The organism is Desulfoconvexum algidum, assembly GCF_055382125.1.
In genome coordinates, this window is the sequence record NZ_AP042394.1 from 5,138,744 (window position 1) to 5,155,770 (window position 17,027).

At 41.5% G+C, this 17,027-nt stretch carries 11 protein-coding genes; 4 read left to right on the forward strand and 7 right to left on the reverse strand.

Annotated features, from left to right (window positions below; translation table 11 throughout):
* Positions 1-127 precede the first annotated feature (127 nt).
* Positions 128-1,546, reverse strand: a complete 1,419-nt coding sequence (locus ACZ45G_RS23225) for an aldehyde dehydrogenase family protein (protein WP_464172891.1) — start codon at positions 1,544-1,546, stop codon at positions 128-130.
* 179 nt (positions 1,547-1,725) lie between these two features.
* Between ACZ45G_RS23225 and ACZ45G_RS23230 the strand changes: the two genes are divergently transcribed.
* The 4 genes from ACZ45G_RS23230 (at position 1,726) to ACZ45G_RS23245 (ending at position 9,726) form a co-directional block, all read left to right on the forward strand.
* Entirely contained in the window at positions 1,726-1,965 is a 240-nt protein-coding gene (locus ACZ45G_RS23230; protein ID WP_464172892.1) for a PEP-CTERM sorting domain-containing protein, read from the forward strand.
* Between the two features lie 1,124 nt (positions 1,966-3,089).
* Positions 3,090-4,643: a DUF6399 domain-containing protein gene (locus ACZ45G_RS23235; protein ID WP_464172893.1), complete on the forward strand. Its 1,554-nt coding sequence runs from the start codon at positions 3,090-3,092 to the stop codon at positions 4,641-4,643.
* Positions 4,644-4,946: 303 nt separating this feature from the next.
* The gene (locus ACZ45G_RS23240; RefSeq protein ID WP_464172894.1) at positions 4,947-8,894 is read left to right on the forward strand and encodes a P-loop NTPase; all 3,948 of its coding nucleotides are present in this window, start codon (positions 4,947-4,949) and stop codon (positions 8,892-8,894) included.
* Positions 8,887-9,726 (forward strand): hypothetical protein, encoded by an 840-nt coding sequence (locus ACZ45G_RS23245; RefSeq protein WP_464172895.1) that lies wholly within the window; start codon positions 8,887-8,889, stop codon positions 9,724-9,726. Before ACZ45G_RS23240 ends, ACZ45G_RS23245 begins: the two co-directional genes overlap by 8 nt.
* A gap of 216 nt (positions 9,727-9,942) precedes the next feature.
* On the opposite strand, the gene ACZ45G_RS23250 is transcribed toward ACZ45G_RS23245, so the two are convergent.
* The 6 genes from ACZ45G_RS23250 to ACZ45G_RS23275 all read right to left on the reverse strand — a co-directional run bounded on the left by ACZ45G_RS23250 (position 9,943) and on the right by ACZ45G_RS23275 (position 16,914).
* The gene (locus tag ACZ45G_RS23250; RefSeq protein WP_464172896.1) at positions 9,943-10,656 is read right to left on the reverse strand and encodes a YkgJ family cysteine cluster protein; all 714 of its coding nucleotides are present in this window, start codon (positions 10,654-10,656) and stop codon (positions 9,943-9,945) included.
* 826 nt (positions 10,657-11,482) lie between these two features.
* Positions 11,483-12,091, reverse strand: coding sequence for a hypothetical protein (locus ACZ45G_RS23255; protein WP_464172897.1), 609 nt, complete (start codon positions 12,089-12,091; stop codon positions 11,483-11,485).
* A gap of 79 nt (positions 12,092-12,170) precedes the next feature.
* On the reverse strand, positions 12,171-14,423 hold the full coding sequence (locus ACZ45G_RS23260) for an ankyrin repeat domain-containing protein (RefSeq protein WP_464172898.1): 2,253 nt from the start codon (positions 14,421-14,423) through the stop codon (positions 12,171-12,173).
* 25 nt (positions 14,424-14,448) lie between these two features.
* A complete protein-coding gene (locus ACZ45G_RS23265; RefSeq protein WP_464172900.1) occupies positions 14,449-14,988 on the reverse strand; it encodes a hypothetical protein in 540 nt (179 codons plus the stop codon).
* A 230-nt stretch (positions 14,989-15,218) separates the two neighbouring features.
* Complete coding sequence (locus ACZ45G_RS23270) at positions 15,219-16,640, reverse strand: sigma-54-dependent transcriptional regulator (RefSeq protein ID WP_464172901.1); 1,422 nt, start codon at positions 16,638-16,640, stop codon at positions 15,219-15,221.
* Positions 16,633-16,914 carry an ATP-binding protein gene (locus tag ACZ45G_RS23275; RefSeq protein WP_464180002.1) on the reverse strand — a complete coding sequence of 94 codons (282 nt, stop codon included), beginning with the start codon at positions 16,912-16,914 and terminating at the stop codon, positions 16,633-16,635. The genes ACZ45G_RS23270 and ACZ45G_RS23275 overlap by 8 nt, the downstream gene beginning before the upstream one ends.
* Between the last annotated feature and the right edge of the window lie 113 nt (positions 16,915-17,027).

Genomic DNA, 17,027 nt, shown 5'->3' on the forward strand with positions numbered 1-17,027 from the left:
TTGTAAAAGTCTCCTTTAAGTCCTTTTACACTATAGACAATTGGGATTGGAAAGTGTGACAAAAAAAAATTATTTTAAGGTCATCCCCCGGTTTTATGTTAAAGGAAGGAACATCAATACACAGGGTTTACAGGGGCTGAAGGCAGATCAGTTTTATCTCGGTCATTTCCTCGATGGCATATTTTAACCCTTCCCTGCCCATGCCGCTGTCTTTCACGCCGCCATAGGGCATCTGATCCACCCTGAAGGTGGGCACCTCATTGACCATGACACCGCCGACCTCAAGCTTGGCGGCAGCCGCCAGGGCATGGTTGATGGAGGGGGTAAAGATACCTGCCTGGAGGCCAAAAACAGAATCATTGACCATGTCGATGGCCCCATCCATTGTTTCAAAGGGATAAATCACCACCACCGGGCCAAAAACCTCCTGGCAGGAGACCTTTATCCCGACCGGTGCATTGATTACCACGGCAGGAGACACCATGTTTCCGGTTCGCTCTCCGCCAATGATGTCGGCCCCGGCCTTGCGTGCTTCTGCAAGCCAGGTCTGGATTCGGTCGGCATCCTGGGAAGAGATTACAGCGGAATAATCAAACCCGGCCTGGCTGGGATCCCCGCCCTTAAGCTGCCGGGTCAGTTCCACAAATTTCAAAACAAAATCATCGTAAATATCCCTGTGGACATAGATGCGCTGAAGGGAGATGCAGACCTGTCCCTGATAGGCAAAGGCAGCAGTAACGCACCTGGGGGCAACCGCGTTAATGTCAATGCCCTTGTCCAGGATGACGGCGGAGTTGGACCCAAGCTCCAGGGTCACCCGTTTGAGCCCTGCCGTGTTCCGGATTTGCCTGCCCACGGGCGGGCTGCCGGTAAAGGTAATCATTTTGACCTGGGGATTTGTCACCAGGGCATCGCCAACGAGACGGCCGCTGCCGGTTATCACGTTAAGGGCCCCCTTGGGCAGGCCGGCCTTGTCAAAAAGTTGTGCAATAAAATGGGCAGACAAGGGGGTCTGGCTGGCAGGTTTGAGCACCACGGTGTTCCCAGCTGCAATGGCAGGTCCGACCTTGTGGGCCACCAGGTTAAAAGGAAAATTAAAGGGGCAGATGGCACCGATCACCCCCAAAGGGGTACGAATGGTAAAGGCCAGTTTGCCCACCCCTCCCGGAGCCGCATCCATGGGGATCATTTCCCCTGTTATCTGCTTGGCTGCCTCTGCGGCAAACTGGTAGGTTTGAATGGTCCGCTGGATTTCCACCCGTGCAGAATTCAAGGGCTTGGCCGCCTCCAGGGCCAGTAAAGCTACGACCTCGTCTGACCGGTCGCTAAGCTGTCTGGCAACATCTGCCAGGATGGCCGACCGTTCATGTGCGGCCATCTTTGCCATGGCAGGCGCCATTGAATGGGCGCAAACCACGGCATCAAGAACATGGTGCTCCCGGGCAAGGGCTATCCTTGCAATTTCTTCCCCTGAATAAGGGCTACAAAGGGTTTGATACTCGTCTGTGGGGATATGGTTTCCCCCGGTCCAAAGCTGTTTTTCCATGGCTAAATTCCCAGATATGCCTCTTTTACATGGGGATCATTGAGCAGCTGCTTTGCAGGGCCTTCCATGGCAATGCGGCCGTGCTCCAGAACATATCCCCGGTCACTCAATGAAAGTGAATGGTTGACATCTTTCCCGATTTTCAGAACAGCATGATTAGCATTTTGTAGATACCAAACATGATAATAGGAGCCCCTTCCTTATCGTTCGTGCAAGATGCTAACGCGGTCCATGGTTTGGAGTCATGGTTATTATCTAACACCGGAAGCGTTGCACAACCATCAGCAGTATACACATCCACTTTTGCTAATTCTTATACTTATTCTATACAAATCGCGGCGGTCCCAGAGCCCAGAACCATTTTCCTTGTCGGCATAGGGATGTTAGGTCTTGCAGGGATTAACAGAAGAAAAGTGTAAACAACAACCAACCATTGCAATAGAAGGGCAGGGAGCCATAACAGGATCTGCCCTTTTTGTCTTCCCAGCAGACCAAAGCCCCCCACCACCCATCCTACCCACCTGGAGACGTACAGCCCAATGCGAACAGAATCCACAGCTTGCTCATAAAACCGGGCAACACGCACCATTAATCTTTCAACTGTCTTCCTTGCAACCGACAGACTATCAGGGTTAAAATGATAGCCAAGTAAATCAAACCCTCGTTTTGCCCTGCCGATCTTTGTCTTATCAGGGTGCTGCTCTATTTTTTGTTCATTAAAAGTCTATTTCATTACTCTGATTGCCTTTTTCAACTTCCATCTTGTTGGGGCAATTATCAGAATATCGATCCATGATCTGAAATATTTTATATCCAGTTCTTTCATCCTGTTATCAAGATCCATGAGATAGAAAGCTCATAGTAAGGGGGATAGATATAAAATTTATATCTGATTGAACTCAAGTATTATTATCCAAAGCAAAAGTTTCACAAGGGTCAAATTTTTAAACGATACCTGTTGTATACATGACATTTCCTGAGCAGAAAAAATCTAATTTTCAGTAAATTTTGAAAGAAATGCAGACCCCACAATATGTCTATCATGTGTCTCCGATAGGTTTGTCAATAAAGGCGATGACTTCTTTTTCCATTTCTTAATGTGATTCAGGATTCGAGGGCATTACTTTGTATTCATAGGGCTCTCTTTTTCCTGGTATGACATAAATCTATATGTTGTGGTTAGATTATTTTGGAAAACCCCCGGACTCACAGGGAAAGTCCACAGTAATTTTTGAATCCTGAAAGCCCATGATTATAGCCAGTAGTAAACCCCTTCGCACGCTTGAAGAATTGAAAATTTATGTATAATTCGGCCTTGATCGTCGTTTCGACCACTTAAAAACAGACATATAAAAATATGTAATGAATATAGACATTTACATGTTTTTAATATATAAACTATTAGTATGACTCAGAATTTAGCCATCAGGCACGCAAAACAAGACAAGAGATAGCTGCTCATATTCAAAAGTATGAGGCAGCAATTCAGTTACCCCAAAGCCAACGGGAGATAGTAGAAGAACTTGGGATTCCTCGCTCAACATTGCAATATTGGCTTAAGCGTAAGGATTCTATTGATGCCGACCCGGACATCATTAATTTTTTCGAGTCCACAGCCGGGACTGCCTTTTTGCACAGACTGGTTTTGGGCTCACATTTTGCGATGACGCTATTAGGGGCAAACAGCATTCGTCAAATATGTCAGTTTTTTGAGTTGACCGGTCTTGATAGATTTATTGCCTCCTCATATGGAAGGCAAAAAAAAGTTTCAGTGCAACTGGAAGAATCAATCATCAAGTTCAGCAAGGAGGAAACAAGTCGGCTGGCAAAAGGAATGAAACCAAAAGAAATAACAGTTTGCCAAGACGAGACTTTTCATCCTGAAACCATCCTTGTAGCCATTGAGGCAGATTCCAACTATATACTGTTGGAAGAATATTCCGGGGGCAGGAAAGGTTCCGACTGGACAGACGCTATGAAGGAAGCCGTTAAAGAACTCCCAATCCAAATTATTCAGTCCACCAGCGATGAAGGAAAAGGTCTTCTGTCTCATGTTAAAAAATGCCTTGGCGCACATCATTCACCGGATATCTTTCATGTTCAACATGAAATTGTAAAAGGTACAACCGGACCACTTGCCAAGAAAACCCAAAAGGCTCAACAGGCACTTGAAAAGGCTTCAGAGGATGTAAACCGATGTATCGACAAAAAAGTGAACTACGATTCCAAAAAGCCTATGCCAGGACGTCCGCCTCAATTTAATGTGAAAATCAACCAAGCCCTGTTTAAAGAGACTGAAGCCATTCAGGCGCTTGATGCAGCCGAATCTCATCAAGTACGAATGAAGCAAGGAATGCGTAAAATCAGCGAAATATATCATCCTGTGGATCTTGAAACCGGAAAACTCAAAGGGATTGAAGAGGTCTCAGACTCATTGAATCAATGCTTTGTTGAAATCGAAACAATTGCAGCAGATGCCAGTTTATCAGAACGTAGTCTCAAGAAAATAAAGAAGGCCAAAAAAGTAGTAGTTGACATGGTGGCAACCATTGTTTTTTTTCATCTCACAGTTCAAAAGAAGATTGAAATCCTCTGCGTTTCCCCGGCAATCAAGCGAATTATGTTCGAAAAGTTGATCCCAGCATATTACCTAAACTATGCTTCCAATAAGGCAAAGACTGCAGATGCCCGCCATCGTTTCCAAGAAAAATCTGAGAAAATCTTTTCTTCTCTTGGATGCATACAAGGCCCCTTTTCAGAAATCACCCAAGAAGAATTGGCAGTGATTCAAAATGTTGCCAAGGAATGCGCCTGCCTTTTTCAACGATCCAGTTCATGCGTAGAAGGCCGCAACGGGCAGCTGTCACTAAGGCATCACAGCTTTCATCGCCTGAGTAACCGAAAATTATCTGCACTTACCTCTGTTCATAATTTTTTTATAACACGTAAGGATGGAACAACTGCGGCTGAAAGATTTTTTGACACCAAGCCAAAGGCAATATTCGAGTTCTTGCTTGATAATGTCGACCTCCCTGGGAGGCCGGCCCAGAAAAGAAGAATCCCTAAAAAAATAGACCCCTTCCAGGCTATGATTTAAAGCGATGGCCGAAACGATGACCAAGGCCTATAATTCACTGTTCAGACCAATATTATTGTAGCTCATAAAAATGTACTGCTATCTTTTTCCTCTATGATACTTTGGTTCCGATAGAAGTATTCTTTCCTATTCATTTTGAGTAATGATTTCGAACGTCATTTGTCAAAATCGAGAAATGGTGTATAATTCTTTCTTTTGTTATCAGGAAAGAAAATTATATAGGTTTTGAACTCGTATGATACCCTATTTTTGGATTCATTTTTTAACCTAAAAATATTTTATTATCATTCTAATGAGGTACGTATGTCTAAATTAAATTGGGGTATGATTCAGGACGGTGGTACTTTCGAATCATTAATGCAATCTATAATAGGCGCTGATGATCCAGGAGCAATCCTCTTTGGACGACCTGGTCCTGATGGGGGGCAAGACGCTCGTTCTTCCAATGGTTCGACGGTCTATCAAGCCAAATACCGTAAAAACTTAACGATGGATATTGCTATAGCTCTAGCTCTTAGTGAATTAAAAATGATTAAAAAATATAAAAAGAGGGATCATCCAAACAGCATACATTGGAAAAATGTTAGGGAATGGATTCTTGTAGCAAATTTTTCAATCAATCCTAATGATAGAGTTAAATGGGACACGAAAGTTACATCTGAATTCCAAAAAGAAAACTTAACGGTAGATTTCTGGAGTATCGAAACGATAGAAGGAAAACTGGCATTACACCCCCACGTTAGAGAAGTTTTCTTTGAAGGGAAAAATAGAATACTTATAGGACTAAAGGAGGCGTACGATCTTCTCAATAATGGATATCCAAGTAGAGCATCTTTAAATAAGCCGTTTGTTGGACGAGATGATGAGATTCAGATAGTTGAGGATTTTATTGCGAATGACAATAAATCTATTCTACCTGTCATTGGATCTGGAGGATTGGGCAAATCGCGTTTGCTTTTTGAAAGTCTCGTATTATTGGGAGACAACGGGTGGCGTGTTTTATGGGCTTTACCCGGAACTATGGCTCGATCTACAAGTTGGTTCCATCTCTTAAATAGTAATCAAAAGACCTGCATAGCTATAGACGATCCTGATGATCCTGATCTTTTGCGTTTAATTGTTGAACAATTGGCGGCTTTTGAACGCAAAAACTGGAAGATTCTCATTGCTTTTCGCCAAGAGAATGCCATGACACGAGCTCATTTTGCTAATAACAAATTGATCGCTGATCCTCTTCATTTAAAAAGATTGGATGAAGCTTCGGCAAAACAATTAGTAGAGGATCTTTTACCTAAACATGATGGAGAAGCCTGGCTTCATAATGTTTATACATATACAAAAGGCATTCCTGGTTGGTTATGCCTGGTTGCAGAGTTGGCCTCCCGCCAGTCGCTTTCAAGTCTTTCAATAAGTGGTGATGAGATTGCTTCCGGCTATGTAGAATCATGTCTAAAGTCGATTGATTCTTCTAAAAGAGACAAAGGACGTGAACTTCTTCGTTGGCTATCGTTATGGGGGACCCTTAAACTTGAAGAGGATTCAAGTGATCTGCAATATTTTACATTTCTTAACGAAAAAGGAGTTTCCGAAACAATAGTTCGGGATCTGCTGGGAACTCTTACTGGCTCAGGTTTAATCCGTAATTGGGGGATGGGAAAACGGCTTTATGCTATTGAACCATTAATAATACGAGAATACATTCTCAGTGATTGGCTTTTCCAAGAAGAGGATAGAACATATAAAGTAAGTGCTGAGGGGAAGTTAATTGTTCAGAGCTTAATAAATAGTAAGGTCCCAGGCACAGACAATATTTTTGGGACACTCTCATACTTAACTAGATCACGGCTCGAAACATTTGATAGTCTAACGTTCCTTAAACCCATTTTTCATTCCATGAAAGAAATTGCAAAAACTGGTAGTCTGATGGAACAATATCGCATTGCAAATTTAGTTGAGAGCTCAGGGGCAACAGATCCAGAAAGTGCTTTAGAAATACTCAGTTCTATTCGTAAAAACAAAAAAGAATCTATGGAGGTTGGTGATTCATTGTGGGGTCATCAAACGTTTACACATGAAGATATTGTATCAAAATTGCCTTGGTATTTATATCAACTATCTGAATATGTTTTTGAAGCGAATGTTGCGATGCGGTATTTGATTGAATTTAAGGCACTTATAATCTTGGAAGAAGCTTCTTGTTGTAATCCAGGGAGAGGCAAAGAAGCCAAGGAACTAGTAAAGCGACTTTTATGTCGATCTAAAAATTGGGAACTCTATGCCCTACCAGCATTTGAAATTGTGAAAAAAGAACTAAATGAACCAACTTCTTGGCCTTTCGTTAAGCTACTTCTTGAAAGCCTTCTGAACCCTGAACGAGAACATACCGAATGGGTAACCAGTTGGCAGCTATCTATTGTTAGGAGGATAATAGTTCCTAAGAGTGACATTTGGAACATGAATATAGATTTGCGTAAAAAAGTTTTTACTGAACTTGAAATATCTATCATCTCTGATTTACGGTCACAATACTGGAATACACTCGCCGAGTCTCATCATCAATTTCATCGTTTGTTATTACATGGGAAAGTATCTGAGGAGTATACTCAAGCATATAAAGAAGTACTGATTGATGACTTAATGACATGTTTAGATATTTTAAAAAAATTATCATCGGGAAATATTATTGAGGAAACAACCCAGGCTCGTAAAATCTGGAAATGGTATTTAAAATATGGTCGGGATGACGATATTTGCGCCTTGGCTCAAAAATGTGAAGATATTTATAATAATTTTTCTAAATGGCGTTTGCATGATTTCTTTCAATTTGACACAGAGGAAAATCTGTATCCAGAAACCTTGCGTATAACTGATTTACTAAAAATGGCGTCCGACATATCCGTTTTCGATGACTTCTTCTATGAAGCCCAGCTTTATTTGGACGCTGTCCGTTCAGGAGGTGTGGATGGAGCCGATATGGGTCGAATTTCCGCTATTGCCGATAAATTGTGTGATCTTTTCCTCCCGTCTTCTGATACGTCTTCTTCTAACACACTCACTGTTTTTGTGAAAAATGTATTAAACAAATCCCCTAATGATAATAAATGGTCCTGGGCTTTTTCGATCAGAATATGTCAGAAATTTTTATGCTGCATAAAAAAGAAAAAAGAAAGATTCGGTGAAGAATTTCAAACCATAATGTCACTAACGGATAACAAATCAAAATTTTTATTTGATCTGTACTCAAATTCACATCCTGATTCGAATGGCTACTTAAATGAAATCGAGTTAGACAATATATTAAAATTTGAAAAAGATTTTTCACACCAAGAATGTTTTATCTTGTTCAGTACATTTGCTTTTGTCCATTGGGAAAAAGTTCGCCCGTATTTGCTTGAACGTCTTATATCCATTGAAAAAAGTTCGGAAGATACAAGTCGATACATAGGGATTTTTATTCAGTTTTTGTGGGTGTCATTTCTTAGATTTAAGTGGCCTACAGATATGATCCCAATGAAATGGATTGTTGATATGATTTGGGAGTACAACCTTGATGGAGCATTATTAGAAAGGCATGATATCGAAGAGCTTAGAGATAAAATCGGCTTTCGCCTCAGTATGTCTGACATGTTAAAATTCCTTATCGATCGTATCAAATTAGAAAAACAGCCTGAGAAAAAAAGTTCATTCAGGGAGATGCCAAATAATTTTCCAATCAATAAATGGTGTCTATTTGATGCTACAAACCCTGAAGATGTCACTTCTTTTAATAAATTTTGTTCTTTAATCTTTGAATCTGGTTTTATTGTTAGTTATTACTTGCCAGAATATGTTTCAAAACTTGACCCGTCTGGGCAGCAGACTGCAATGTTTGTTGAGGGGCTGATTGCAAAAGAGGAACCTACTGATATAAATAAATTGAATCGGCTATCCTCATTAGCCTCTAAATATCCAGATACGACTAAAGAATGGTCCAGAATAGCTAAACCGATATGTAAGATTGCTCAATTATTGCCACGAGAAGATAGATATCACATCTATTTCAATTTAAACAAGCCGGGTATGCAGGTCATTTCAGGTAGGCCAGGAGAGGTCTCTGACTATTATATTAAAGTCAAAAATGATGCTATAAATATGCGGAATGCGGAATCGAAATCCTCACCTCTAATGGAGTATCGAGAAAGAAAAGTATTTCTTTCTGAAGCAGAGTTAAAAAGAGAAAAAGAGATAGCAGAAGAGGTTACCAATGGTTGATTTAAAAGAAGATATCCTTAGAAGCGCCAAAAAATTGGAAAAGGCTTGGGTTTTAGTCCAATCACCCCCAAAAACAATTCTTCCAATAGAATGTTATGAACATTGGACTAAGAAAGCTAGCCTCCATAGAGTGTTATCTTCCACCGGTGATATTTTGCCTGCTCGTAAAAAAGCATGGGAAATATTACAAAGCGTTCCTTCTATACTCGAAAATACAGAGGAAGGATCAAATAATGTCAAATATGGAGATCATAAAATGGATTTCTCAATATTTCGGCATTTATTATTAACACCTTATGTTACTACCACCTGGGCAATATATGATCGTCTTGCTAATGTTTGTGGTAGACTTGCAGCCATCTCTAATTTATCTGAAAACCCTAAACAAAATCCAAAGATTTTTGAAGATTTTTTAAACAAGAAAGATACTTTAGGTTTTAGCGCCCATAAACATCTGAAGCAAGCATATAGTTGGCCGCTTAAAGTATCCTATAAAATAAGAAATTGGTTAGTTCATGAAGGGTATGAAGAAGGAACCATATCCATGTTTAAAGGGAATAAAATTACGGATGGATTTACACTACATGACGATGCTATCAGATATTTAGAATCTTGTTGTAACCACAAGGATTTCAACAATGAAGCATGCAACCTTAAAAATATTGAGGAATGCTGGCAAAAGAAAAATCTTTTAACCATTTTAGATATTTATCATGCTGAGATAGATACCATGTTTTCTGGATTGATTAAGTGGAGTGTAGATTCATTTGTCAGTCAAATTATTTCATTTTCGGAACGGGATAAAGAAGCGTTAACCTCAGCCTCAGTTTAGCAATTTAATTGAGTTTTTTAAGATTAAAAAAATCTTATCAAAAGCAAATCAAACCTTTAGATGTAATGTGGACTATGTCTATTATTAACCGCCCAAAGACTTGCCAGAAAAGGCGATCACTATTTCTGATAGTCCTTCCTATCTGGTATTCATAACTGGTGATCAAGCAGGGCCTCCAGGCATTTATAAATCAAGCACTTCGGCTCTGTTAAACGGTTATTCTGCGGAAAATCCTTTGCAGTCATTATCTATAGCATGTCTTTTAGATTTCGGAAAATTTCGACAATGGTCGGGCTTGGTTTCATGAATCCTACAGATATATTTATCTTTTTTAGGGAATTTTCTTAACCAAGGGCAGCGATTTACTGGTTCGCCGGTCTTCGGATTGACCCAAATATCATTCAATCCTACAAATGAAACCACCCAATCCAAAATGTCATATCGATTTTCCCGTTCCCAACGTAGCACATCAGAGTCAGGAACAGACGTCTCAAAGGCATCTGACAAATCAAGACAGCAATGACCACATTGGATGCATTCGAATTTTTCCATTCCAGTTTCAACCAAAATCCCGGTGCCATCAGTTTTAGGGTGTCTGGCAACTTTTGCACTTACCATCTCAATCCTTGAATATACCTCTGCAATTATTTCTGGCGGCATAGAATTTACCAAATCTATAAAAATTTCCACCAGGTCGACACCGTAATAGAATTGTTCGCTGCTATCTGATTTTATCCACAACCCATTACGATCGACAAAATCTAATGGATGCACCTTTATTCGGTCTTTTCGAATCTCAAAATTTCCGAAACCCTCAATTAGCGGTTTGATCTCTTCTTGTTTTTTTAGTTCAGATTGCATCATCAGGGTGTTTTTTAACTCTTTTACGGCTTCAGAAATAGAAACAAATTTTAGGTTTTTTCTACCCATGGCAAATTAGTCCTTAAAAAGAAGTTATTCATAACTCCGGGCGGATTGACTGTCAAAAGATACATGATTCAAGCGGAGACATCAAATGTTCGATTTTTAAAGATCTGATTTTGTTTGAATAATACCGGCAAAAAAAATACAGGAATAAAGAAAATATCTGCCGGTAAAAAAAGTGGGATATGAGATGACTCCACTATGGATCGAAGACATTATCAGTGATTAGTTCCGATTTATATCGGCACTTTAAATTTTTTTTCTGAGGACTACGTCAAAAACGGAATTTTCCAGTGCCAAATTCAGAGGCACACACTATTATTAAAAATCTCAATATATTTGAATCAAAACACGACACAATATCTTGGGATTGGGAAGAAGTGTTTCAAAAACAGTGAATAGTTGGACTGTGGAAATCCGGTCGGAGTTTGTCCAAAGGTCGGGGGGGGGGGGATTGCGGGCATATCATTGATTGCAATTTCTTACAGGTTCTTAATGCAGTGGAGCGTTAAGAAAGCCGTGCTGTTTGAGGACCCACTGGACCGCGGTTCACGGCTTTTAGCGCAGCGTAATTTAGAACCTGTCGGAATTGTTCAATCAGTACGCTGCAATCCTCCCCGGCCGGTAAGGAGCGAAAAACAAACAAATCAAACCAAATCACCCGCTTTTTAAGCCATCCGCAGGTTCCACCAAATGGGCTGCACCAAAAACAGAATAATTTATCCCGGCAGGGTGTCGGGTGTCGGTCCTGGGTATCGGTACCGGGTATCAGGAATTGCCCCTTACCCCGGGGTGTTTCTCTTTTTAAACCGCTTGTTCTGTCCCTTAAAATTTATTGAACCGAATATGATCTTGCAGTCTTGACAGAATTCTTCCAATTTTCTAAAACATGATCCATAAAATCCAAATCATCATCGTCGTCGTTGTCGGGCCTGTTCCAAAAAATTGTTTCACTAAAGATTACTTTATCCTTTTGAATAAAATCGTACTGGTAATATTTGGATTTATATCGTCTCCACCATTCATCCCCACCTTCATATTTTTGTAATTTTTCTATATCTTTATAAAACACCAAGGTTTTTTTGGGGTGTTTAACACTGAACCTAAACCCGTATACGATAAGACCATTGACTCCTGCTATCTTGACATCACTTTTCCAGAAAAACCATTTTATAAAAAAAATGATCCCCGCAACATATATCCAAAACATTAACATGAAATAATGAATGTCCCAGGAATTATCATTTGTTTGCAGATGATATTTTGTAATCAATATCAAACTGATAATTCCAACCAAATAAAACAATTTCAGATATGTAAAATTTTTCAAAAGGGTGGGGTTGAACTTTGAAACAAATGTAACCTCACCGATCCCTTTTGGCAAATCAACACCTATCGCTATCAGTTTCTTTTCTATCTCGTTATTCATATGAGTTCCCATAAACCTAAAAATTGAATCAACACCATGAAAAAAATCCCGACCTTGAATAGCTTGAATAGATAGATGCTAGCATGATGCTTTATTTATCATGGGTGCCTTTATCGGCTGAGTCAATCGGGTCAAGCCTGATCTCAATAAGCGCGTCTTGGTCTTGGTCGCCACTCCCTTTATAAAAGATGACAACCCTGTGAAAATCTTCATACCCTTTTTGTTTGGCATAGTCTGCAAGCTTTGAGTGGTCAAAGGCATAGGTGTTCCAATAGGCAATCTCCATCAATTTTTCAACCCGTTCCGGGTATTTCGGTTCATAGGTAATGGGATCTCGTTTTTTAAGCAGGTCTATTGCCACATCCGCCAGGTCTGAATTACGGTATAGCTTTTCCATTACCGGCTGAAAAAGCGGATCATTTACTACAAGATTATAGGTATCATGATCGAAAAGCGTATATATCCGTTTTAATGCAAAGGCCTGATCCCCGAAATCAGCACCCCGGTAAATCATTGCTTTAATAAACGCCATGTCCGGATCCCTGTCAAAATCATCTATTATATCCGTCAGAGGGGTTATGCCTTCCGGGGCAATGTTAATATCCATCCCCCTGTCCATAAGGCCCATGAAAAGTTCTTTGTTTGTGATAAAGGGTCTGGGTTGGTAGAATTTTGCAAGCTTATTTACAATGGTTTGGTTACGGCTATTTTTATCGGTTCTGTTAATATCAATTTCAAAATCATCAATCAAAGGCAAAATCAGATGTTCCTGGTCAAAGTAAACAGCATAAAATGCAGCATCCGGGCAAATTTCGGGGATATTGACCCCCCTGTTTTTTATTTCTTTTAATTTTTCCAGGTCCCCTTGCTTCAGGGCTTCAAAAATCAAATCCTTTGTGGTTTTCTTTTCAACAGGCGTTTCATCTTTTGGGGATTGAATCTCATTTTTGTATTTCCGGTCAAGGACATCGCTGTTTTCAAATCCCCATTCCCTCATTTTTACCAATGTTTTATTAAATATGGTGGGAGAGTCAACTTCGGTGATCATCATCAAGTTGATGTAAAAAGGATCTTTTTCTATCTTGGCATATTGCCTGGATTCCGGCAGATCCAGCAGATATGCGATCATCTTTTCACTCCTGTTTTGAGAAATTACAGCCAGGCTCAAAAGGGTATAAGAACCGGAAGCACCGGCAAAATAGGCAAGCCCGTAATCGCCCGCAGGATTGCTGTTTGTGTAAAGGTTGTAAGGCGTGGCACCTGAATCCAGCAAAAGTTTCAATGTATCGGCATGGCCGTAGAATGCGGCAAAGCCTGCAGCATCCAAATCAAAGACGTCTCCATTGGGAGAAGAGATATCGGCTCCTTTATCCAGAAATGCCTTAACGACCCTTGTCAGCCCATGGGCTGCAGCCATGTGAAGATAATTGTAATGGCGCCGGTCAGGCCTTGCTCTTTTAATATCGTATTCATAAAAAACCGGGTCTTCTTTAAAGATTTTATAGGTAACCTGTGTGTCCAGAGGAATACCGGAGGTGATGGCCTGTAAAGCTAAATCCTCTTTCTTTGCTTTCATGGCGTAGCTCAAAAGGGTATTTCCCGCCCTGTCTTTTGCATCAAGCTTTGCCCCCTTGGATATGAGATATTCTGCCGTCTCATACTTACCGTTCCTCATGGCTGAAAGAAGCGGTGTTTCTCCCCTTGAATTTGCTTTTTGAATGTCAGCCCCTTTTTCAACAAGTATTTGGGTCACTTCAAAGGGGCTGTATTCAATTGATTGCAGCAATAAGGTTGTTTGTGTCCGGTATGTATCGTTTTCCGGTTTGATCACATAGGCTGTGTCCACCCCAGGAAAATGCGCAAGGAGCAACTTTAGAACAGGCAGGTTTTCACTATATACGGCCTGCCATAATGTATCTTTACCATCCTTGTACCGGCCGGGAAGTACATTCAGGGCAAGAAACTTTTTAACCAGCCCTGCATTTTTATTCTGCACCGCATAGGAGAGAATATTTCTTCCATTAGGGCTTAGAAAATGACAATCAGCGCCCTGGTTGATAAGGTATTCAACAACATCTTCCCGGTCTTTAAATGCTGCCAGCATCAGTGCGGACATTCTTTTTTGATCTTTTGCGTTAATAGCGGCATGTTTAAGGGCATGTTTGACTTTTTTAAGATCACCAATGTAGGCATACCGATGCAGATTAAAATCCCAGGCAGGTTGATTGCAGGGAGCTGATGCCTTTTCTTTTTGTATATTTTTATTGCCGGAATAGTAATTATTACAACCGGCCAAGAGGACTATTGATAAAATTGACCCTACTATTTTTGTGCGAACCATCATTTTCCTTTCAACCATACCAGAGCGTTTATGATAAAAATGCCCCCAGGATCTGAAATAAAATCCCTCCGACAATGATAAGAAACGGGATTATCAAAATGAGTGTTTTTCGCTTTCTTACCACGGGCAAGTGTCCCAAATGGATCAGTACCAGGATTGGCCCCCCCAGGATTAAAAAATAACCCGAAATACCTAAACCATTACGAACATTGAGATTCAATCCAAAACGGCCGCCCTGAGATTCAGGCACAGGGATACGGTGGACCAAGGTATCCCCGGATCGATAATATTCAGGCTTTTTCGGCAGTTCGTTGTCAAACAGCATCCGAATTCCATACTGCCTTTGATTTTGAACACCCGGAAAGGAATAGGCCATTATCCACTCTTGTTTAATCCTGCGTTCCCCCCATTTATTTTCAACAAGGGATTCCTTTTTGTGCATCTGCTCAATGGTAATCAGACGGTTTGCAAAATAATTGGGCCCTTGTAATAGGCCATCAATTGCGAAATACAGGCCAATGACAACTCCCGTCAGGAATAAAACACTGATTGCCGATTTAAAAGACATACCCAATTATCCGTTGGTGTTCATATCATCAACGGACTGCCCGGACCTGTTATCCATTGAAATTGAATAGGCATCGGTGTCCTTATTCAGCGTTAAAACAATATAACCGCAATTTGAAAATCGATCCGCAGTCTCATACGCCTCATATTTCCAGTGAAAAAATCTCATCAGAAAAATTAGGGAGGTGATGCCGTGGGTACTGATCAAAACGGTCTGGGTCCAGTCATCTTTTATCCCCGGGTATTCTTCTTTTTAAGCCGCTTGCTCAGGGCCTGTTTGGAAATCCCCAGCATCCTGGCCGCCATGCTCTGGTTATGGCCGGCTGATTTCAAGGCGGTATTCACGGCATACTCCGTCAACTGGACAAGGGTGGGAAAATGACCGAACAGATGTTCCAGAGAACTCCTGTTGTCCTTTGATATTTCAGGATCAACACAGGTGCATTCAGGGGTCAGGCGTTCCTGGATGGCCTCTTTTGTCAGTTCCCGGGTCTGGCATTGTGCCACGGCATCATAGAGGTATGTTTTCAACTCCCGGACATTTCCCGGAAAGGTCTGGGCAGCGAGCAGGTCCAGCAGATCCGGGCTGATACTTGTGATCTGCTTGCCCATTTGTTCGGCTGCCTTTTCCGTTAAACAGGTCACCAGCAGCGGAATATCCTCTTTTCGTTCCCGAAGCGGCGGGATCAGGATGAGGTGGGTGGACAGGCGGTAGTAAAGATCCATGCGAAAATTATTTTCCAATTGTGCCGGGGTGTTCAATCGTTTGTTTGTGGCGGTGATGATCCTTGCCTGGCACTTTTGGGGTGAATCCGACCCCAAGGGGTAATAGATGCCTTCCTGGAGCAGCCGGAGCAGTTTGACCTGGGAGGCCTTGCTCAGATCCCCTATTTCATCTAAAAACACGGTCCCCTGGTTTGCGCTTTCGATAAGCCCGGGCCTGTCCGCATCAGCGCCGGTAAAGGCCCCTCGTTTATGGCCGAACAGGGTATCGGAAAAAAGCGTGTCATCCAGGCCGGACACATCAACCGCGATAAAGCCGCCTGGAACCTGGCTTGCGTCATGGATGGCCCTGGCAAATAATTCCTTTCCCGATCCGGTTTCTCCCAGGATGAGGACGGGCTGGCCGCTGGGGGCAATGGATTCAATATATTGGAACAACCCGGTCATGACCGAATTTTGTGTAATGATCCGGGAAAAATGCCGGGGTTCCTTGAGTTTTTTTGTAAAGGAAAGCCCCTTTAAGGTCATAACCTCAGTGCGAAGGGTGGATATTTCCAGGGCATTTCTGAGAGCGGATCCAAAGGTGTTCATATTAATGGGCTTGACCAGGTAGTCATGGGCCCCCAGCTTCAGGCACTCAACCGCCATTTCAATGTCTGAATTGGCCGTGCAGACAATCACGGGCGTGTGGGGATACTTCTCCCGGACTTCGGCAAGAATTTCCCTGCCGGATTTATGGGGCATGTTCAAATCAAGGAAGAGGACACTAGAAACAAATTCCTCCATTATGGGCAGAAGTTTCCTGGTATCTTTTATGGTGGTGATATGTTTAACCCCCATGGATTGCAGCAGAAAACTATAGGCGTCCAGTTCTGATTGTTCATCATCCACAAGGAGGATATGGGTATCCACATGGGAAAAATTAAGCATGATTTTCCCTTCTCAGGTCTGACATGGGCAGTTTGATAATAAATTGGGTTCCCATTGACAAATTTTCCACACTGATGTGACCCAGCATTTCCTTTTCCACAATCATCTTTGCCATATAAAGCCCGATGCCTGTCCCCATTGCAACGCTTTTGGTTGTAAAATAGGGCGTGAATATCTTTGTTAACAAATGTCCGGGAATTCCGCAACCCGTGTCCTTTACCCAAATCCACCGCCTATTTTTTTGTGCACCATGCCATCGGCAATTCGGGGAGATTTTTTTTAGGGGCGTTGGTTATTTTGATGAGCGAGTATTTTTTGAAGGTCCCTCTGCCTGATGTCACCAAGTTTTAGGCGCAGCTATCCCTTGGACGAACCATAAAAATATAA